This window comes from bacterium, assembly GCA_036382775.1.
GTDB lineage: Bacteria > Hydrothermota > Tepidihabitantia > SM23-42 > JAOAFX01 > DASVHD01.
On the sequence record DASVHD010000036.1, the window covers coordinates 64,484 to 81,879 of the forward strand.

Annotated in this window: 11 protein-coding genes; 2 read left to right on the forward strand and 9 right to left on the reverse strand. The window is 52.1% G+C overall.

Annotation, left to right across the window (positions count from 1 at the left end; all coding sequences use genetic code 11):
- Position 1: 1 nt before the first annotated feature.
- Both VF399_09455 and VF399_09460 read right to left on the reverse strand, forming a co-directional pair.
- Complete coding sequence (locus VF399_09455; GenBank protein ID HEX7320564.1) at positions 2–1,051, reverse strand: hypothetical protein; 1,050 nt, start codon at positions 1,049–1,051, stop codon at positions 2–4.
- 16 nt (positions 1,052–1,067) lie between these two features.
- Positions 1,068–1,847, reverse strand: a complete 780-nt coding sequence (locus tag VF399_09460; protein ID HEX7320565.1) for a hypothetical protein — start codon at positions 1,845–1,847, stop codon at positions 1,068–1,070.
- 185 nt (positions 1,848–2,032) lie between these two features.
- Here VF399_09460 and VF399_09465 point away from each other — a divergent pair, with 185 nt between their 5' ends.
- On the forward strand, positions 2,033–3,058 hold the full coding sequence (locus VF399_09465) for a DUF6569 family protein (protein ID HEX7320566.1): 1,026 nt from the start codon (positions 2,033–2,035) through the stop codon (positions 3,056–3,058).
- 93 nt (positions 3,059–3,151) lie between these two features.
- Here VF399_09465 and VF399_09470 read toward each other — a convergent pair whose 3' ends face one another.
- From VF399_09470 to VF399_09500, 7 genes are all read right to left on the reverse strand, one after another.
- Complete coding sequence (locus VF399_09470) at positions 3,152–5,554, reverse strand: S8 family serine peptidase (GenBank protein ID HEX7320567.1); 2,403 nt, start codon at positions 5,552–5,554, stop codon at positions 3,152–3,154.
- A gap of 203 nt (positions 5,555–5,757) precedes the next feature.
- Entirely contained in the window at positions 5,758–7,413 is a 1,656-nt protein-coding gene (locus tag VF399_09475) for a zinc metalloprotease HtpX (protein HEX7320568.1), read from the reverse strand.
- A 48-nt stretch (positions 7,414–7,461) separates the two neighbouring features.
- Positions 7,462–9,999 carry a hypothetical protein gene (locus VF399_09480; GenBank protein ID HEX7320569.1) on the reverse strand — a complete coding sequence of 846 codons (2,538 nt, stop codon included), beginning with the start codon at positions 9,997–9,999 and terminating at the stop codon, positions 7,462–7,464.
- A gap of 122 nt (positions 10,000–10,121) precedes the next feature.
- The gene (locus VF399_09485; protein ID HEX7320570.1) at positions 10,122–11,513 is read right to left on the reverse strand and encodes a folylpolyglutamate synthase/dihydrofolate synthase family protein; all 1,392 of its coding nucleotides are present in this window, start codon (positions 11,511–11,513) and stop codon (positions 10,122–10,124) included.
- 109 nt (positions 11,514–11,622) lie between these two features.
- The gene (gene nadC / locus VF399_09490; GenBank protein ID HEX7320571.1) at positions 11,623–12,492 is read right to left on the reverse strand and encodes a carboxylating nicotinate-nucleotide diphosphorylase; all 870 of its coding nucleotides are present in this window, start codon (positions 12,490–12,492) and stop codon (positions 11,623–11,625) included.
- A 22-nt stretch (positions 12,493–12,514) separates the two neighbouring features.
- On the reverse strand, positions 12,515–14,539 hold the full coding sequence (gene uvrB / locus VF399_09495) for an excinuclease ABC subunit UvrB (protein ID HEX7320572.1): 2,025 nt from the start codon (positions 14,537–14,539) through the stop codon (positions 12,515–12,517).
- Positions 14,529–16,190 (reverse strand): alpha-amylase family glycosyl hydrolase, encoded by a 1,662-nt coding sequence (locus VF399_09500; protein HEX7320573.1) that lies wholly within the window; start codon positions 16,188–16,190, stop codon positions 14,529–14,531. Before VF399_09500 ends, uvrB begins: the two co-directional genes overlap by 11 nt.
- A gap of 141 nt (positions 16,191–16,331) precedes the next feature.
- On the opposite strand from VF399_09500, the gene VF399_09505 reads away from it, so the two are divergent.
- Positions 16,332–17,273 carry a D-alanine--D-alanine ligase gene (locus tag VF399_09505; protein HEX7320574.1) on the forward strand — a complete coding sequence of 314 codons (942 nt, stop codon included), beginning with the start codon at positions 16,332–16,334 and terminating at the stop codon, positions 17,271–17,273.
- Positions 17,274–17,396: the final 123 nt, after the last annotated feature.

Consider the following 17,396-nt stretch of genomic DNA (forward strand, 5'->3'; position numbering starts at 1 on the left):
GTTATCTCCGCGCTCCCGGGGATGGTCTTGCCGAGCGTTCCCGGGAAGAATTATCCGTATTGCCGCCACCGTTACCGCCTTTGTCGGGTATCGAGCTCCTGTTGTTGCGCGCCTTGCTGTTGTCATTCTCTTTTTCTCGATCGCTGTTGTTATTGTCATTCCGTTCGTATGAATCATCCCGTTCCGGCTTGCGATTATCAGGCTTGTCATACTCTTCCTGATCCTGGTCGCCCTGGTCGTTCTTGTTCTGGTCCTCGTCTTCGTAATACTCGCTCCAGTCGCGCTTTTCCACGTTCGGATTCTTCGACTTGTCATTATTACCGTTATCATTGTTATATTTGCGGCCTTCCAGGTTCTTCGTCGTATTGGTCTCCTTATCAATGACCCGGTCGCTGCGCTCGTCGGCGAAGTTCTTTTCCTCAAGGTTAACCTTGCTCTTGCTGAGCTGGTATTCCTCGTTCTTGACCTCGATCTCTTTGCGCTGTTTGACTTCGTAATCCTTGCGCATCTTTTCAAGGTTGCCGCTCTTTTCCTCTTTTTGCAGCCGCTTGTACAGATCAGGGTCTTTCTCTTTTGTCAAACGCATCACTTCCTTCTCGTTGTAGGGTACGTCGATCTGACGCGGCGGCTTGTCCGGCAGGCTAATACCGTACTCGTGCGCCTTGTACTTGAAGTCGTTGTACGAATAATGCAGCTCGTACCTGACGTATCGGCCGTAACGCGGCCGCCAGTAGCAGTGTCCGCCTTCATACCACACGATGTAGTAGCCGGCACCGAAGAAATGCCAGTCCCAATTATGGCACCAATGGCAGCGGTACCAGTACCAGTCCCACCACCACGGGTGATACCACACGTAGTAGACGCAATAGTACCCGTGCGGGTAATACGCCCAGTAGTGGTCGTAGTGATGGTAGTACGGATCGTCTTGCCAGTACTCGTCGTACCAGTAATCATCACCATATTCATCTCCGTCATAATGCGCGTAGGCGAAGTTCAGGCCAAACACACCAAAAGATATGGCTGCTAGGCCCAACAAAATGATGTTCTTCATGGCATCCTCCTTTATGTTAATGCCCAATGACCAACTCTGGATTGCCGGGATCGATCTGGTATGCCCAGTCAAACACCATGTGCTCTGGTCCGACTTCGGTCACGCGGAGTTTGGCAAAATGATTGTCCCAGGTCCAGAAAACGTAAGTATGCCCCTCAACCGCCTCAACCACACCAGACGGCGACCAACCCTGGTCTGGAGCATACGTGATATCATCCATTGATTCTGTATATCCCATGTCCTGGATCAAACCGCCGCTCTTGTATACAAGCAGGTACGGGATATCGCTCGGCGAATCATAATCATAATAAATATCGCTCTGCGAATAATTCCAGGACACGATCTCGTATTCGCTGAAATCCCAGCCGGCATAAACCGGATATTCATCGACATCGTACAGCCTTATATTATACCCCTCAGGCCTCGGCGTATCGAAAACCAGCTCGTATGAAAGATCGCTCTCGTTCCCGTTTTCGTCGAAAGCCGTGATCGCGTAAAAATACGTAAGGCCGTTTTCCAATCCGTAATCAAGGAAGTAATCAAAGTTCGTTTCGCCGATCAAATAGTACGGGCCTTCCGGATCATAACTCCGGTATATTCGGTACGCTTCAAGGTCAGGTTCGTTATTCGCATACCAGTAAAGCATGACTTCTTCATCACCAGTCACCGAGGTTAATCCCCTGGGTATGGCTGGTGGTTCATTATCAGCTTCCTCATAGCAGCAAGGAGCATATATAAGGGCTCCTGCTATCAGTATCATTTTCAGAGAATTTGTTATTTTTTTAATGTTTTTCATGGTCAGCTCCTGCCTTATTTATATGCAAGGGCCATGCCAACTAAAAGCATTGAAAAACAATCACTTTTTTGATACCGTCGCACAAAAAAAGTGCAGTTTGCACAAAAGACGTGATAGACACGACTTACATCCATATGGAATATTTCCTCAGGTCCATTGTATAATATAGCATAAAGGAGGCTACAATGAAAAAGGTTCTGCTTTTAGTCTTGATACTAGCTGCATCAGTATTTTCCAAAGAAGATACGGCACCGATCGAGAAATACATTGATAAGATCAGCGTCGGCGATCCCATTGAATACAAGAATCTGAAAATATTCCCTTTGAACGTGCTTTCCGCGCTTAGCACCATGGACTATGTTACGCTTGACCAGGCCATGGATAAAGGCTGGTTAAAAATAAAGGAAAGCGGCGAAGGCGAAGTGAACACGGTCATGGTTAAGAATAATGGCGACGCGCCGGTCTTTTTACTCACTGGCGAGATGATAACCGGTGCCAAGCAGGACCGGATGCTCGAAAAAGACCTGCTCCTGCCATCGAACAGTGGCTGGGTGGAAGTTCCCGTATACTGCGTGGAACATGGCCGCTGGGTATCGGTCTCCTCTGAATTCAAGTCTGGCGGTTATGTGGTGCCCAACGCGGTGCGTCAGGCGGCCAAGATTAACCCCAGCCAGTCAGAAGTGTGGGACAAAGTGGCCGAGAACCAGGAACAACTGGGTGTCGCTTCGGGGACAGGTACTGCCCGCGATACTTATGAGGACTCGGATGTCCAGAAACGATTGGACGATTATGAGGTTAATCTCGGCAAAGTCCCGAAACTTTCAAGCACCACGATCGGAGTGGTCGTAACGACCGGCGACCGGATAATCTGCTTCGACCTGTTTGCCAACAACGGTCTGCTCAAGAAACTCTGGAAAAAACTGGTCAAGTCCTATGCCATGGACGCGCTGACCGGCGAGAAGAGCACGCTGACCAAATCCGATATCAGGGAATTGCTCGAGGTCTTCGAGGACGCTCGGTTTGTCTCGACCGGGACAGCCGGTTTGGGCGATCTTTTTACGATCGAGTCGACGGTCGGTAAGGGTTCAGCCCTGACCTATGGTAAAGCCGTGGTTCACATGGACTTCTTCCCCAGTGAAGACCTCCCGACCGATGATGAAGGTGATGGACTGCGCCTTGATTTCAGACGGGATCAGAGGAACGACGACTAGAATATAAAAAAACTTGACAGAAAACCCCGCGTCTTGCCGCGGGGTTTTCTGTTTTTCTGTTAATTACTTAATTACCAATTACCATTAACTATATTACTTTACCAAAACCGCCTTTTGCGTCACGCTCTTGCCATCAGATTTAGACTCCAACCGGTAAAAATACACGCCCGGACTTACCTCTCTTCCCTTTCCATCCCTGCCATCCCACGTGACCGTCTGCCAGCCGGTTCTTTGCGCAGATCCCTGCCAGAGGATCGCGACCAGACTTCCGCTGGCGTTGTAGATTTTCAGTGCGTAGTCTTTATCAATGGCTGGCAAGCTGAATCTCACGCGGTGGCTGCCAATCCGTACCGGATTCGGGAAGAAGCTTCCAAGATCGAACCGCGCGGTATGCACTGGACTGCTGCTTTCCTCAATACCTGGCTCGGGTTCGAACGCACCGGTCAGCACCACGGCAAAAGGCTGGCGCGCGGTCACCACATTTGCCGCCATGATCCTGATCTGCCATAAGCCTGTCCTGGGGACATTTATCCGGAAACATTCGTAGGGATTGAGGCTATCATAGCGCGCCGTGGGATTGATAATAGACTGACCGCCTGTATACACGCTGCCTTTGAACGAATCTCCGTAAGCGTTGACCATCCTGACGTCCAGATTGTTGATCAATACGCGCGCGGCGCCGGCTGCGGCCGCGGTGTCGGTCCAGCAGACAACAGCCCTTAACGGTACGGTTGAATCATCGACATTGAACTGGTATTCCGCAAATTGCCCAGTGGCAAGGCCGGTCGTGTCATCATCCAGCAGCAATTCCCTTTTTTCGGGCGTCGGCAAGGCAAAATAAAGAACGGAATCGAGATCGATCCGGCCCCAGCCGATATATTCGCTGGGCACGACATATGCCCCGACATTCGGATCGCAGGATACGATGATCATCGCCTTGAGCAGGGCACCGCTGACATAATCCATGCTGTCTGCCGGATCGAGCGTGCCGCTCGGATACCAGCCTTTTCTCAGGTATTCGCGGATCAGACCGATGCAGCCGTTGCACGAAGGCGCCGCCATTGACGTGCCGCTCATGCTGGTGTACGAGTTAGTCGTGCCTTCCATGGCTGAATAGACATTACTCCCGATCGTCGAACAATCCGGTTTCACCCTGCCATCGGGTCCGGGGCCGCGGCTTGAATAAGTAGCCAGGGTTGTGGCGCTCGTACCGTTGCCCAGCGCGGCCATGGCGATGACCGATTTCGCGTTGCCGGGCTCGGTGATCCGGTACTGCGATGACTGACCCTGGTTGCCGCATGATTTTATCAGCACCACATCCTTGTTTCTCCAGCAGAACATGTCAAACTCCATTGATTTCGCCGAATATACGCCCATGGTTCCGGTCCACCAGGAGTTGGAGATAGTGTGCGTGCGCAGCTGAGGATTGCGAAGGGTATTGGTAAGCATGTCCAGGATAGTAATGTAATTATAAGACGAACTCGGGATCGGGCTCAGGTGCGAAATACGCGCTTTCTTGGAATGGCCATCCCGCACGTCTGTGCCGCCCATGGCTGAATCATTGCCCACGGTCGTGCCGCCCACATGAGTGCCATGACCGTCAGGATCACCCACGCCGCTGGCCGGCGGATAATGTTTGAACACCACGACTTTTTGATGGGTCGGGAATTCACCCGTGTCCGTAATGGAAAATGCCGGATCGCCGAATGCCCAGTGATTAACATCAAGTCCAGTGTCAGTGTATCCCAGGATCTCGTCGGTGCCGAAAATCCCCTGGCGCCAGATCGACCGGGTCGTATCATTCGGCGGCAACCCCTTCTGGTTCACCCATTGCGCAAGATCGTTCTCCGGTGCCGAGGGAAACCACTCCTCGATCCAGCAAACCGAGGGCAAACGCGTCATTTCTGGCAGCTGCGACCGTAGGCAGCTCACAAAGAAAAATTTTATTTCCGCGGTATTGGATAGATCAAGGATCTTGACCTTAAGCGCTTCCAGGGCTCCGCGCGTATCATTAACGCTTTCAGTATGGAAAATATAGACCAGGAATCTTGATTCCCGGCTGCCATTCAGGATGTTTTTGTATAATTTAAAGGCCGGCTGATAGATCCCGCTCCAGCGCACCATAGATAACTTATCGACCTCGGCCCTCACCCTGTCGTTCATCTTCACGATGAACATATTCTGCGAATGGCATCCGAGTAAGACCGCTCCGGTATTATGAAGTTGGTCGATCATGCTTGCATATATTGGACCGCGCAATTGGACGAGATAATATCCATCGCCGTCGCCCGGGTATTTGTCGCATTTCAGGTCAAGGTCATCGGGTAGAATTGGCTGCGATACGAGCGGATCAAAAGTATGATCAGTGATCCTGATAACCGCCGCGTCACCGGCAGGTTCAGGTACGTAATATCCCCTGGCCGAAGGCTGGAACGGGTTGTTAAGTGCGAACACCCACATTCCCGCAATCAGGGTTAACAACGCGATATTTTTCATAAAGCCTCCCTTACTATTTTTATCTAATTTAGGCACGAATTCTTTAAGGTAACAATTGTGTTTAGATTCTTCCCCTTCGCTGCACTCAGGGTCAGAATGACAATCTTGCAGGTCATTCTGAGGGTTTCGCCAGAAACCCGAAGAATCTCTATTCGTCAAGCAGTTATACCAAAACAACGGATTGAAAGCCACCATGAATCTGCCTACCTTTCCCCCTCTTCGATCTCGGTTATGCACTGGAGGATCTCCAGTTCATCGGCGTCGAACCAGATCAGACCACATGTCCAGCATTCATCGATCTCAACGTGGTGCGCGTAGCTGTAGAACTTATGCACCATTGGTTTGCCGCATTTCGGGCAGTTGCGCGGTTGAGCCGTGGCGATGCGGAGCTCGCATTTGTAACCGTGCTCTTTCGACTGTTTCCTGATGACGTCGGCCAGGTGCTGAACCCTTTTTGAGAAACCTTTTTCCTTGCGCGTGATTATGCGGGGGATCTTGTCGCGCTCGACCAGAATGCCCCGGCAGAACGCGCATTCTGACACGTACATCCCTTCGTATGGCAGTACGATCAGCCATTGCCGGCACAGCGGGCACAGCCGCCTGATCTTCCACATCGGTTCTTTTCTGACTTCAAAGAAAAAAGTGAGTGCCGGGACCTCCACGGCGGCGATTACCTCGGTGCTGCCGTCCACGCGTAGCCTGGTCTCAGGGATGAGCCAATCCAAGCCCATAAGCTGGAGCATTGAGAACGGCCCGTACCATTCGTCATTTTTCTCGGCATAGAATACGGGACCGGTCTCTGGTATGTCGGCCTCGGTCTTGACCGTGATCTTTTTCTGGATCTGTTCGGTCAGCTGACTTATCTCGCCATGGCCCAGGTCAAGCAGGACTTGGAGCCGCTTGGTGAAAGGCGGGTGCGTGGAAAAAAGGGTCGGCCAGAAACCTTCGGATTCTTCCATAAGGTTGTGCTCAGGGCTCATGATGAAGATCGCGGACAGCCGGTCGCCGCTGTAACCGGCGCCGCGCCAGCGCAGGGCGATCTTGTACAGCGCGCTCGCCAGGCTCATCGGATCGCGGCTCAGCCTTGCTGCCGCGGCATCAGCCCGGTATTCCTTTTCCCTGGAAATGAACATGTTAAGCAGCGAACCAAAACACTCGAAAACGAACAGCGCCAGCAGAACGGGCATGGATGCCGCCACTGCGGAACTCGCCCGGCGCTGATTTTGCTCTCCGCGGTCAAAGGACGCTAATTGTGGAGCCCGTGCCAGCGCTTCTTCGTATACGTTAAACAGCGAGCAGACGATAGTCGTCAGGAGACAGTCGCCGGAGACGATGTGCGCCATTTCGTGCGCCACCACGGACTGCAGTTCTTCGCGCTTGAGCCGCGAGATCAAACCTTCGGTCACGCCGATGACCATACGGCCGCTCAGGTCGGCCAGGGCGAAAGCGTTCATCGCGCCGGTCGGGATGACATACCTTTCGACCTGCAGGCCGCCGGCGGCCGCTTGCAGTTCATCGACCACGTTTTCGAAGACGTGATGGTAATTATCGTGTTTGTCCGGATGCCTGACGCCAAGACAACCCAGGATCTTGTCGACCACGATCTTGTTGGAGTGATACCAGTGGAACCACGTGACAATTAGCGCGACCAGCATGACAATAACCGTATCCCAGTCGAACAGGCTGAACTTCATGGCCTGCCACGTGAGGAAGAGTCGGTTGGAGAGCACAAGTTTAACGATCAGCCAGGCGACCCAGATGAATATAAAATGGATTAAAAGCAAAAAGGAAAAAACGGCGTAGATCCGCCACGTTTTTTCCTTTTCAATGTCCCAGAATGTCTTGATCGTTTCAGCCATAAGTTTTAAGCCATTGGCTATTGGCTATCAACTATATGTTATCGGCCATTAGCCATAGATCGGCATTTGTTCGCGCAGTGCCTCGTATAACTTTTTACCTTTCTTTTGCAGGGCTTCATCCGCTTTTTGCAGATCCTTGATCAGGTCGGCGAACGTGGCCTTATGACCCGCGGTTTTTCCGCCATTAGCCTGGATGACCTTTACCAGCGCAGCCTTCATCTCCTCGCGCATGAGCTGCCACAGGTCCTTACCCTGGACGTGCGCGATCAGCCGGCCCATCGCCAGCGACATGGACAATACCGCGTTCATACCCAGATTCCCTTTTCTCTGCATCACCTCGATGACCTCATCGCGCGACGCGTTCTGGGTTATTTTGCCGCGTTTTATCGCCGTTTCCTTTTCCAAGTTCAAAAGCAGCCGGTCCACGGTTGTGATCGCCGTGAAATCCGAGACCTTTTTGCCGATGAACTCTTTGGCAATGATATTCAGCACGTTGTTAACCGCGTTCTGACAGCCCTTGCCTTCATAGCGCTGCACTGACTTCCACAGCGCGTTAAGCTCAGTGTCGTTCTTCGCGCTGACTGCGGCTTCGTTCGTGCCTTTCTTGAATTTGAAGGTCTTGTCGGCCTGGGCCGTGAACAGATCGGGGTACTTGTCAACGACCCCAGACCTTTCGATCGTGCTGTCGATCAGGTGGATCGCCTCGCCGGTGCCGGCAGACGTGCCCAGCGGCGTTGAACCGGTGAATTTAAAGATCTTGCGGTATTGCTCGCTGCCCGCGATGCCGGCGTATAGATCAACACCGACCGACGGGATACCCGCGTTCGTGGGTTCCTCGTACGCGATGACCTCGGTGATCACCAGATCCTGGATTATGCCCGCAATCTTAGTGACATCGCTTTTAGTAAAACCGCCCTTGGCAACCCGTTCCATCTCTTTCATTGTCTTTGTGACTGAACCGTATTTATACAGCCTTTCCGTGTTCGCGCCACCACCCGCTTTCAGGCCCAGCGAATTGACCGCCAGCGCGATCTGTGCTTCCATGTCGTCGTTAGGTGATTTGGAACGGTGCGAAACGACCAGATCAAGTCCCTTACCCAGTGCGACGAGCATGGCGATAAGGCACTCAGATAGGGTGCCGATCTGATTCGCCTTGATAAGCGCCGTGTTGATCAGCCCTTTAGATGCGCACTCCTCGATCGTGGAATCCTTGGTAGTCACCAGGTCATCGCCGATAATGAAGACCTTGTCGCCCAGTTCCTTCATGAGCAGACGCCAGCCCTCGTGATCGTCTTCTGCGAACGCGTCTTCGAGCGATACGATCGGTACCTCCTCGACCGCTTTTTTGAACAGCTCGACCAGCTGGTCACGGGACATCACGACCTTCTCCTCGCCCCGCCAGAAATAATACATTCCGACGCTGTCCGGCTGATTGAATTCTTCCCGGTAGGCGTTGCTCAATTCGCTTAACGCCGGATCGAACGCGATCGCGATGTCGTCGCCGGGTTTGTAGCCGATATCCCTGATCGCCTGCACGGCCATGCGCCACATCCGCTGTTCAGGGACCTGATCCTGAGGTTCTTTGGCGACAAAAGGGGCGAGACCGCCCTCCAGGCCGATACCCATGACCCGGGCGCCTTCGGATTTTTCCATGATCTCCTTCAAACGCGTCTGCAACGCGACCGTGATCATCTGCGCTTCCTCGTAATTTTTAGCGCACAGCGGCACGAACATCATTTCCTGCATGCTGATATTGCTTTCCGGATATTCCTTTTCCGTATGCCTGCCGCCCATGCCGCAGTTGCGATACTGCCAGGGCGCCCTGAGCATATCGCCGTCTGGCAGCGGTACTTCCTGGATCCTTTTGTTCATCATCATCTGTTTCACGCTCTTGACTTTGTTCATCCAGGTGTCCTTGCTGATCTCGACCGTTTCGGCTTTTTCCTTTGCCTTAGCTTCGCGTGCCCGGAATTCGCGGTACTTACCCGGATCAGCCAACAAAAAGTCCAGCAATCCTACCAGTCCGATACCCAGAGATAGACGTCCAAAGTATATCATGATCTCGATGTTCTGGATCAAGCCAATGATCAAAAGAACCGCGGCGATCGGCAGCATGACCAAAGACATGTTCCCGCTGCTCGCAGGACCAGCCGCAGCGACCGCGAGGTTGAATGGAGCGTCCGGATAATAGGTCAGACCTTCCCGTTTCACGCCCGCAAACGCGCCGTATGGAATAAGTAAGTACATTTTGATATACCACAGCAGTTTAGTGAAAAAGTCGGCTTTGATCTTTTTTTGCGCTTCAGGCAGAAGGTTTTCCTTCAGGGCGTTCAAGCGCACGGCCTGCAGGTAGTGACCCATTTCATGGATCGCGATGCCCGTGTGGAAACTTAAGAACCAGAATACCGCAGAAACGATCGTTTCCGTGCTCGTGAAAACAAAACCGAGCACGTCCCTGCCCGCGATCCCTTCCCTGATGCACAGGATCGATGAAATGAACGCAACATGGAATGAAACCAGGATGTGGTTCGCGATGACCCACCCAGAGTGTAAGTTTTGCTTTATCGTACTTATTAAGTTTTTCATAACAGTCCTTCCTTTCATTTTATTTCTTATATGCTCAAATCTTCAGTACATTAAATATGCGCCATTCAAAGGTTTAAACCTATATAATACCAACATGAATTATATCTGAAATTGCCGATTTGTCAACGATTTTTCGGGTAAAGGTAAAAAGAACCGAAGATTATTGTTGCTGAATTTTTTGTGATCCTGGTTTTTAGATACTCCAATGCCTTTTTTACAGTTCCGGCAATAATGATGTTTTTCTGATACTTTTTTGCACTTTTGAAGATCTCAACCGGTTCCATTGCCCGGGGATGGTCGGCTTTTACAAGCAGGACTTCTCGGGCTTTGGGGAAAATATGCTTGATCGCGTAATTTATATCCTTCTCCGTGCTGCAGCCGAAGATGAGAAAAAGACCGCGCTTTGGAGTAGGGTCTTTAGCCCCGTCTTTCATGAGCCTGAAGGCTCTACTCCAAAAAACCTCATTCAGATTTTGTTCCAGCGCCCGAAACGAATCTTCGTTATGAGCCACATCAAAAATCACCAGCGGCTTTTTCGAGATAACCTCAAAACGGCCCTGCAATTTAGTATTTGCGATCCCTGCTTTCACCGCCGGTATATTTATCTCTATGCCTTGATCCCTCAACCGGCTCACCACTGCCAGCGCGAGCGAGAGATTCTCGACCTGATGTCTACCTGCCATAGGCAGGTGCGCGTCGAACTCACCCCGCCTGCCTTTGATATGGACATCCATGCCGGTCATATCCATGCGCAGGACCTTTATCCTGTGGAGGTCATTGGCAAAAATGACCGCATGTTTTCGCTTTCTGGCAACCTTTCTTAAAACCTTTTCAACAACAGATCGCTGGTGGATGGTGATGACTGTGGGTTCAAGTATCCGCCTTGTCACCCCCCACCCTTCCCTCCCCCGCAGGTGGGGAGGGATTAAGGGAGGGGGGATTTTTTTAATGATCCCCGCCTTCTCGCGTGCGATCCGCTCCAATGTCTTGCCCAGCATGTTCATGTGATCATACCCGATCCTGGTAATTACCGGAATAACAGGACCGGTAACGACGTTCGTCGCGTCCAGACGTCCGCCAAGACCGACTTCCAGTACCGCGATATCGACCTTGTGCCGGGCGAAATGAATGAACGCCATGGTTGTGAGGACTTCAAAGAACGTCCGCGCGCCGATCCTGGTCTTATGGTCGATCAATGGTTTTATGATCTTTATATATCGATCAAGCTCTTTATTGGAAATTTCCTTATTATTTATCCTGATCCGCTCGTTGATCCTGCGCAGGTGCGGCGAGGTGTACAAACCGGTCTTGTAGCCATTGGCGATCAGACAGGAATTGACCATCGCCGCGGTCGATCCCTTGCCTTTTGTGCCGGCGATCAAGACAATATTCTTGAGTTTTTTCTGTGGTGAACCGAGTTTTCTTAAAAATTTTGTATATGCATCGAGGTCATAATGATAGCCGGGGACTTTTTCGTAGTTGATTAATGAACCGAGAAAAGAAACAACGTTCATTTTTCCGAATTACACGAATGACAGCTAATATTCCGAATTCGATTCATTCGGTATCATTCGCATTATTCGTTTTGTTTTCATTCGCTGCCATTCGTCCCATTCGTAATAACTATTCGCCCAAGCTTTTCATTTTTAACGCGATGTCGATCGCCGGCGCCGAGTGTGTGAGCGCGCCGATCGAAATATAATCAGCCCCGCAGTCGGCATACTCTTCGATATTGTCCAGGTTGACGCCGCCGCTGATCTCGGTCTCGAGTTTGTCCGAAGACAACTTGACCATTGTCACTGCTTGTTGGGCAAGTTCGATCCGCATATTATCCAGCATCAGGCGGTTGACCGGCAGGCGCATCGCTTCCTTGACCTCATCCATGGTCCTTACTTCCACTTCGATGTATGCTCTCTTTTTTTTCTGCCTGACCGCCTGAACCGCCTTGGTAATACTCCCCGCGATCTGGATATGGTTATCCTTGATCAGGACCATGTCGTAAAGCCCGAACCGGTGATTAAATCCGCCGCCCGTGCGCACCGCGTATTTTTCCATCAACCTCAGTCCCGGCGTCGTTTTTCTCGTGTCCAGGATCTTGGTCCGGCCCGCAGCAGCATCAACGAACTTTCTGGTTAGGGTCGCGATCCCGCTTAATTGCTGCATGAAATTCAGCGCCGTTCTCTCGGCCTTGAGGCATGACGCAGCCGACCCGATGACCGTGGCGATGGTCTGTCCCGGACTCAGCCGGTCGCCGTCTTTCATTTTGGGTTCGAACTTCACCTGGTCATCGACTTTGGCAAAGACCATGCGTGCGATCTCCACCCCGCACAGCACACCTTCTTCTTTTGGGAAGATCACGCCGAGCGTTCTTTTGTCGCTGCTGACGATCGCGTTGGTGGTGATATCGCCCCGGCCGATATCCTCCTTAAGCGCCCTGACGACGATCTTCAGGAATTCTCTGTTATACCATTCTTCCGTAACGATAGTGGTAATGGTTCCCCCTTTGCCTGTCGGCCTACGGCCTGCGCCCGCGATCCCGGGTGCGTACGCCTGGATCGCTGCTGGCTTTTGTTCCCTGCTTTTCCAGTTTGCGCCTTATCAGTTTTATCTGATCGCGCAGCTTGGCCGCCTGCTCAAACTCCATGAGCGATACCGCATCGGCCATTTCCCGGTACAGATTTTCGATCTCCTCGATGCCACTATCACTCGCTGGTTCTTTCTCCACGGCGCGATCCGCCACCGAAGTCGCCTTCAATATCTCCTCGGGCGATTTCACGATGCTTTTCGGAATTATATGGTATTTTTCATTATATTCAAGCTGACGCTTGCGCCGACGCTCCATCTCCTCGATCGCCCGTTTCATGGAATCGGTCATCGTGTCCGCATACATGATCACTTCGCTCCGGACATTGCGGGCGGCCCGGCCCGCGGTCTGGATTAACGAACGCTCGCTGCGCAGAAAACCTTCACGGTCGGCGTCCAGGATAGCCACCAGCGCGACTTCGGGCAGGTCCAGACCCTCGCGCAGCAGGTTTATCCCCACGAGCACGTCGAACTCGCCAAGCCGTAGTCCCCGCAAGATCTCCACGCGCTGGATCGCGTCGATCTCGGAGTGCATGTACCTTACTCTTATGCCGAGCTCGTTCAGGTATTGCGCCAGATCTTCGGCCATGCGTTTAGTCAGCGTCGTCACCAGCACGCGCTCATGCACGCTAACCCTCTTTTGAATCTCGTTTATCAGATCGTCGACCTGATTGTTCGCCGGTTTGATCGTCACCATGGGGTCAATGATGCCGGTGGGCCGCACGATCTGTTCGATGATCCGTTTGCCCGACCGCTCGATCTCCCACTGCGCCGGTGTCGCCGAAATACAGACGGCCTGGTTGACCAGCGATTCAAATTCGTCAAACTTCAAGGGCCGGTTCTCCAGTGCCGACGGCAACCGGAAACCGTATTCGACCAACGTCGTCTTCCGCGAATGGTCGCCCGCGTACATGCCCTCGATCTGCGGAATCGTGACATGGGATTCGTCGATGACCAGGAGAAAATCCTTAGGGTAGTAATCGATCAAACAAAACGGCCTTTCGCCCGGGTTGCGGCCGGACAGATGCATGGAATAATTTTCAATGCCCGGGCAGTAACCCAGTTCCGTGAGCATTTCGATATCAAAACGGGTCCGCTGGATGAGTCGCTGGGCTTCCAGGAACTTACCCTGTGTTTCCAGGGCCTTGACGCGGTCTTCGAGTTCCTGTTCGATCCTGCCCACCGCCTCCTCGATCCGGGGCTGGGTCGTGATGAAATGTTTTGCCGGGAAGATCACTGTCTGTTCCAGTTCCTTCTTTATATAGCCGGTAAGGGGGTCGAAGACCTGGATCTTTTCCACCACTTCACGGTCACCGGACAACACGATCCTGACGCCGTCCCTTTCATCGGCCGGATGCACGTCGATGATCTCACCACGCACCCGGAACGTGCCGGGCAGGAACTGAATGTCATTGCGCGAATACTGGATCGAAACCAGGCCGCTCATGATCGATTCGCGGCTTTTCTCTTTATGCTTTACGATTTCCACCACGAGTTCGCGCACCTCGTCCGGTGAGCCGATGTTGAAAATACACGACACCGACGCCACGATGACCACGTCTTCCCGCGTGAGCAGGGCCGATGTCGCCTTCAGCCGAAGCCGGCTTATCTCCTCGTTGATCGATGCGTCCTTCTCAATGTACAGGTCGCTTGCCGGCACATAAGCCTCGGGTTGGTAATAATCATAATAGGATATGAAATACTCTACGCTGTTTTCCGGGAAGAAAGACTTGAATTCGCTGTACAGCTGGGCCGCCAATGCCTTGTTGTGCGAAATGACGAGGGTCGGCTTCTGGATCTTTTCTATGACATTGGCGATCGTGAACGTTTTGCCCGAACCGGTCACACCCAGAAGTGTCTGGTATTTACAGCCGTCGCTTATGCCTTGTGCCAGTTGTTCGATCGCTTCCGGCTGGTCGCCGGCCGGCTTAAAGTCCGCGTGTAATTTAAGGCTCACGCCGGAAAACGCGGTATGATTTTGGAGCGATGGATACTTTAAGCTGCTGCTGGAAAACGGTTATTTTTTCACCGCTCAGCAGATCGGCATACGTGCCATCCCAGGCCGGCAGCATGACAAAAGCCGGAGCCTCCCCGGAATTGAGGACCGTGATCAGACCCCCGCGATCGTACGCGTAGACCTGCGTGATATCATTCGCCAGGAGCGTGTAGAAATACTTGCTCGCGATCTGTCCATTGGCTTTCCGGATCCCGATGAGCCGCTTGATCTCGGAGAGCAGGTTCAGGTCCTGCCCTGCTGGGTTGGAAACAAAACTCCCCAGGTTCAGGGATTCGGCTTCGGTCATGCCGATCTCGTCGCCGTAAGTGATGACCGGCGATCCGCAGAACGTCATTATGAACGCGTACAGGTTCTTGATGTCGCCTGCGTCGACAAATTCCCTGATCCGGTAGTCGAACGTGCTGGCGGCCATGAGGTTGAACGCGTTCGCCTGCGAAGGCGTCCAGAAAAGGATCTTGTGCAGCGCTTGGTCGAACTGCGACACGGGGATCGTCTTGCGGCCGAAATAATTGAGGATCAGTTCGGTCATTGCGGGCTTGAGGCTTCCGTCAAGTCCGTCTCCCGTGAGCGGCCTGGAATCGGTACCGACAAGAAGCAAACTGGGATATTTCGCCTTGATGAACGCGCGGAGATCCTTTAAAAAATCGACATTGATTGCGGGATCCTCGCCGATATAAAACCCGTCGATACCGAACTGGCGCCAGTATTCGATGTAACCCATCAGGTAACTTCTCACCTGCGGATCCTTCAGGTTTAATTTTGGAAAATGCGGGTCCCCGCGCCAGCATTCAAAGTACGTACTGGACAGTTTTACCGGCCTGGTCTTGACCTGGTACCAGTTCAGGTATTTGGAACTATCCTGCGCGTGGAGGATGTCCGTAAATGCCGGGAAATCGCTACCCGTGTGCGTAGCGATGAACATCAGGACGACTTTTTTATTGCGCCGGTGCGTTTCAACAATAAGGGAGCGAAGTGCGGCCGTGTCGCCGAACACGGGATCGACCGAGCCGAAATCGAAAAAATTGAACTTGTGATTGGAATTCGCGGTCCCGACCGGTGACAGCAGCAAAATGTCTATATTCAGCGAATCAAGATAATCGAGCTGGTCCTTGACCCCTGAAAGATCGCCGCCATAAGATGCCCAGTCCTGCGGTTTGCTTCCCCACGACCTCATACCCGGCGGCTCACTGACCAGATCACCGTTCCTGAAACCGTCTATAAAGATCAGGTAGTATACCTTGCTTGCGGCCCAGGCCGGCGGTGCGAACATCGTTACTTGCGGCCGGAAAGCACCAACCGGCGGGAAAACGAGCGAATCAGCCCCGGCCTTGACCACAAAATAATAAACGAGAGTAGTATCGAATGCCCCGATATCAGCGGTGAAATAATCAAAGTAATCATCCTGGTAAGCTATATCCATCCGCGCCGCCAACGAATCCCGCATTAAAAAAGCTTGCTTCACGGTGTTTTTCCTGGCTTTCAGACGGATCTCGCCGGCCACCGGGTTCACATAGAAAAGTTCGCGGTTATTGTGCGCAACGTCATCGACGGCAAGCGCCATACCGAGCGCGCATAAACTTAACAGCAACACAACAGATCTTTTTACATGTCCCATAATTAATAGTGTATCTAATTTCCCAAACTTGTCAACAAGAAAAAGCATACCACGATAAAGACTTAAGTGCAAATTCATCCACTTGACGCGCATCGAAATTTAACTATCATTTCATATATGCTCGTGAATAATGAAGAAAAGAAATTACTGCTGAAGAAGAAAATTGGTGTTCTATGCGGCGGGTGGTCATCCGAACGCAAGATCTCGCTGGGCACCGGTGCCTGCGTTGTCGCTTCACTCGCAAAGCAGGGATTCAACATGAAAGAGATCGATGTCGACAAGAACCTGATAAAAAAACTAAAGGATATCGACATCGCCTTCATTGCCCTCCACGGAAAATTCGGCGAGGACGGCACGGTCCAGGGGATCCTGGAATTCTTAGGTATTCCCTACACCGGCTCCGGCGTGATCGGCTCGGCCGTCGGGATGGACAAGATCGTCTCCAAGACGGTATTCACCGGCGCCTCTATCCCAACCCCGGAATATTACCATGAAAAAGACGCGAACCTCGACGAGATGGTGGAAAAACTCGGTTATCCGGTCGTCATTAAACCCTGCGCCGAAGGTTCCAGCGTCGGCGTGATCATCGCCCGGACGAAAAAACAATTGACGAACCACTACGCCAGGCTTTCAGCACAATTCCCGGATCTTTTCTTTGAAAAATTCATCAAAGGGATGATGGCAACCTGCGGGATCCTTAACGATGTTCCCCTTCCGATCCTGGAGATCGCGCCCAAAGAGCGGGCGTTCTATGATTACAAATCAAAATACACGAAGGGCATGACCGAATACATCGTGCCGGCGCGGATACCGGAAGAGCAGTACAAAAAGACCCAGGCTTACGCCCTTGCCGCTCACCAAGCGATCGGTGCGTGTGGTTTTTCCAGGGTCGACTTCATGCTCGACCAGTCACAAAATCCGTATGTTCTGGAAGTCAACACGATCCCTGGACTGCTTCCTGAATCCAACCTTCCGCTGGAAGCGCGGGCGATCGGTCTGACCTATGATGAACTTATCTTCGAGATCCTAAAAACCGCTTTGCCGCGTATCCAAAAATAGCTTTACTTAATCCCCATAACCACGAATCCACATTTATCCACGAGTTTTATCCACTTTTTATGGCAGGGCGGATTTCGTCCTACGCTATAGACAAAAGAATCGACCAGGGTGGCGCCGTTTCGG

Excerpts from the sequence above, each read along its gene's own strand:
- VF399_09465 (HEX7320566.1), top strand. The coding sequence starts at position 2,033 with ATGAAAAAGGTTCTGCTTTTAGTCTTGATACTAGCTGCATCAGTATTT.
- VF399_09485 (HEX7320570.1), bottom strand. The coding sequence starts at position 11,513 with ATGAACGTTGTTTCTTTTCTCGGTTCATTAATCAACTACGAAAAAGTC.
- VF399_09505 (HEX7320574.1), top strand. The coding sequence starts at position 16,332 with ATGCTCGTGAATAATGAAGAAAAGAAATTACTGCTGAAGAAGAAAATT.
- VF399_09475 (HEX7320568.1), bottom strand. The coding sequence starts at position 7,413 with ATGGCTGAAACGATCAAGACATTCTGGGACATTGAAAAGGAAAAAACG.
- VF399_09460 (HEX7320565.1), bottom strand. The coding sequence starts at position 1,847 with ATGAAAAACATTAAAAAAATAACAAATTCTCTGAAAATGATACTGATA.
- VF399_09455 (HEX7320564.1), bottom strand. The coding sequence starts at position 1,051 with ATGAAGAACATCATTTTGTTGGGCCTAGCAGCCATATCTTTTGGTGTG.
- VF399_09480 (HEX7320569.1), bottom strand. The coding sequence starts at position 9,999 with ATGAAAAACTTAATAAGTACGATAAAGCAAAACTTACACTCTGGGTGG.
- VF399_09470 (HEX7320567.1), bottom strand. The coding sequence starts at position 5,554 with ATGAAAAATATCGCGTTGTTAACCCTGATTGCGGGAATGTGGGTGTTC.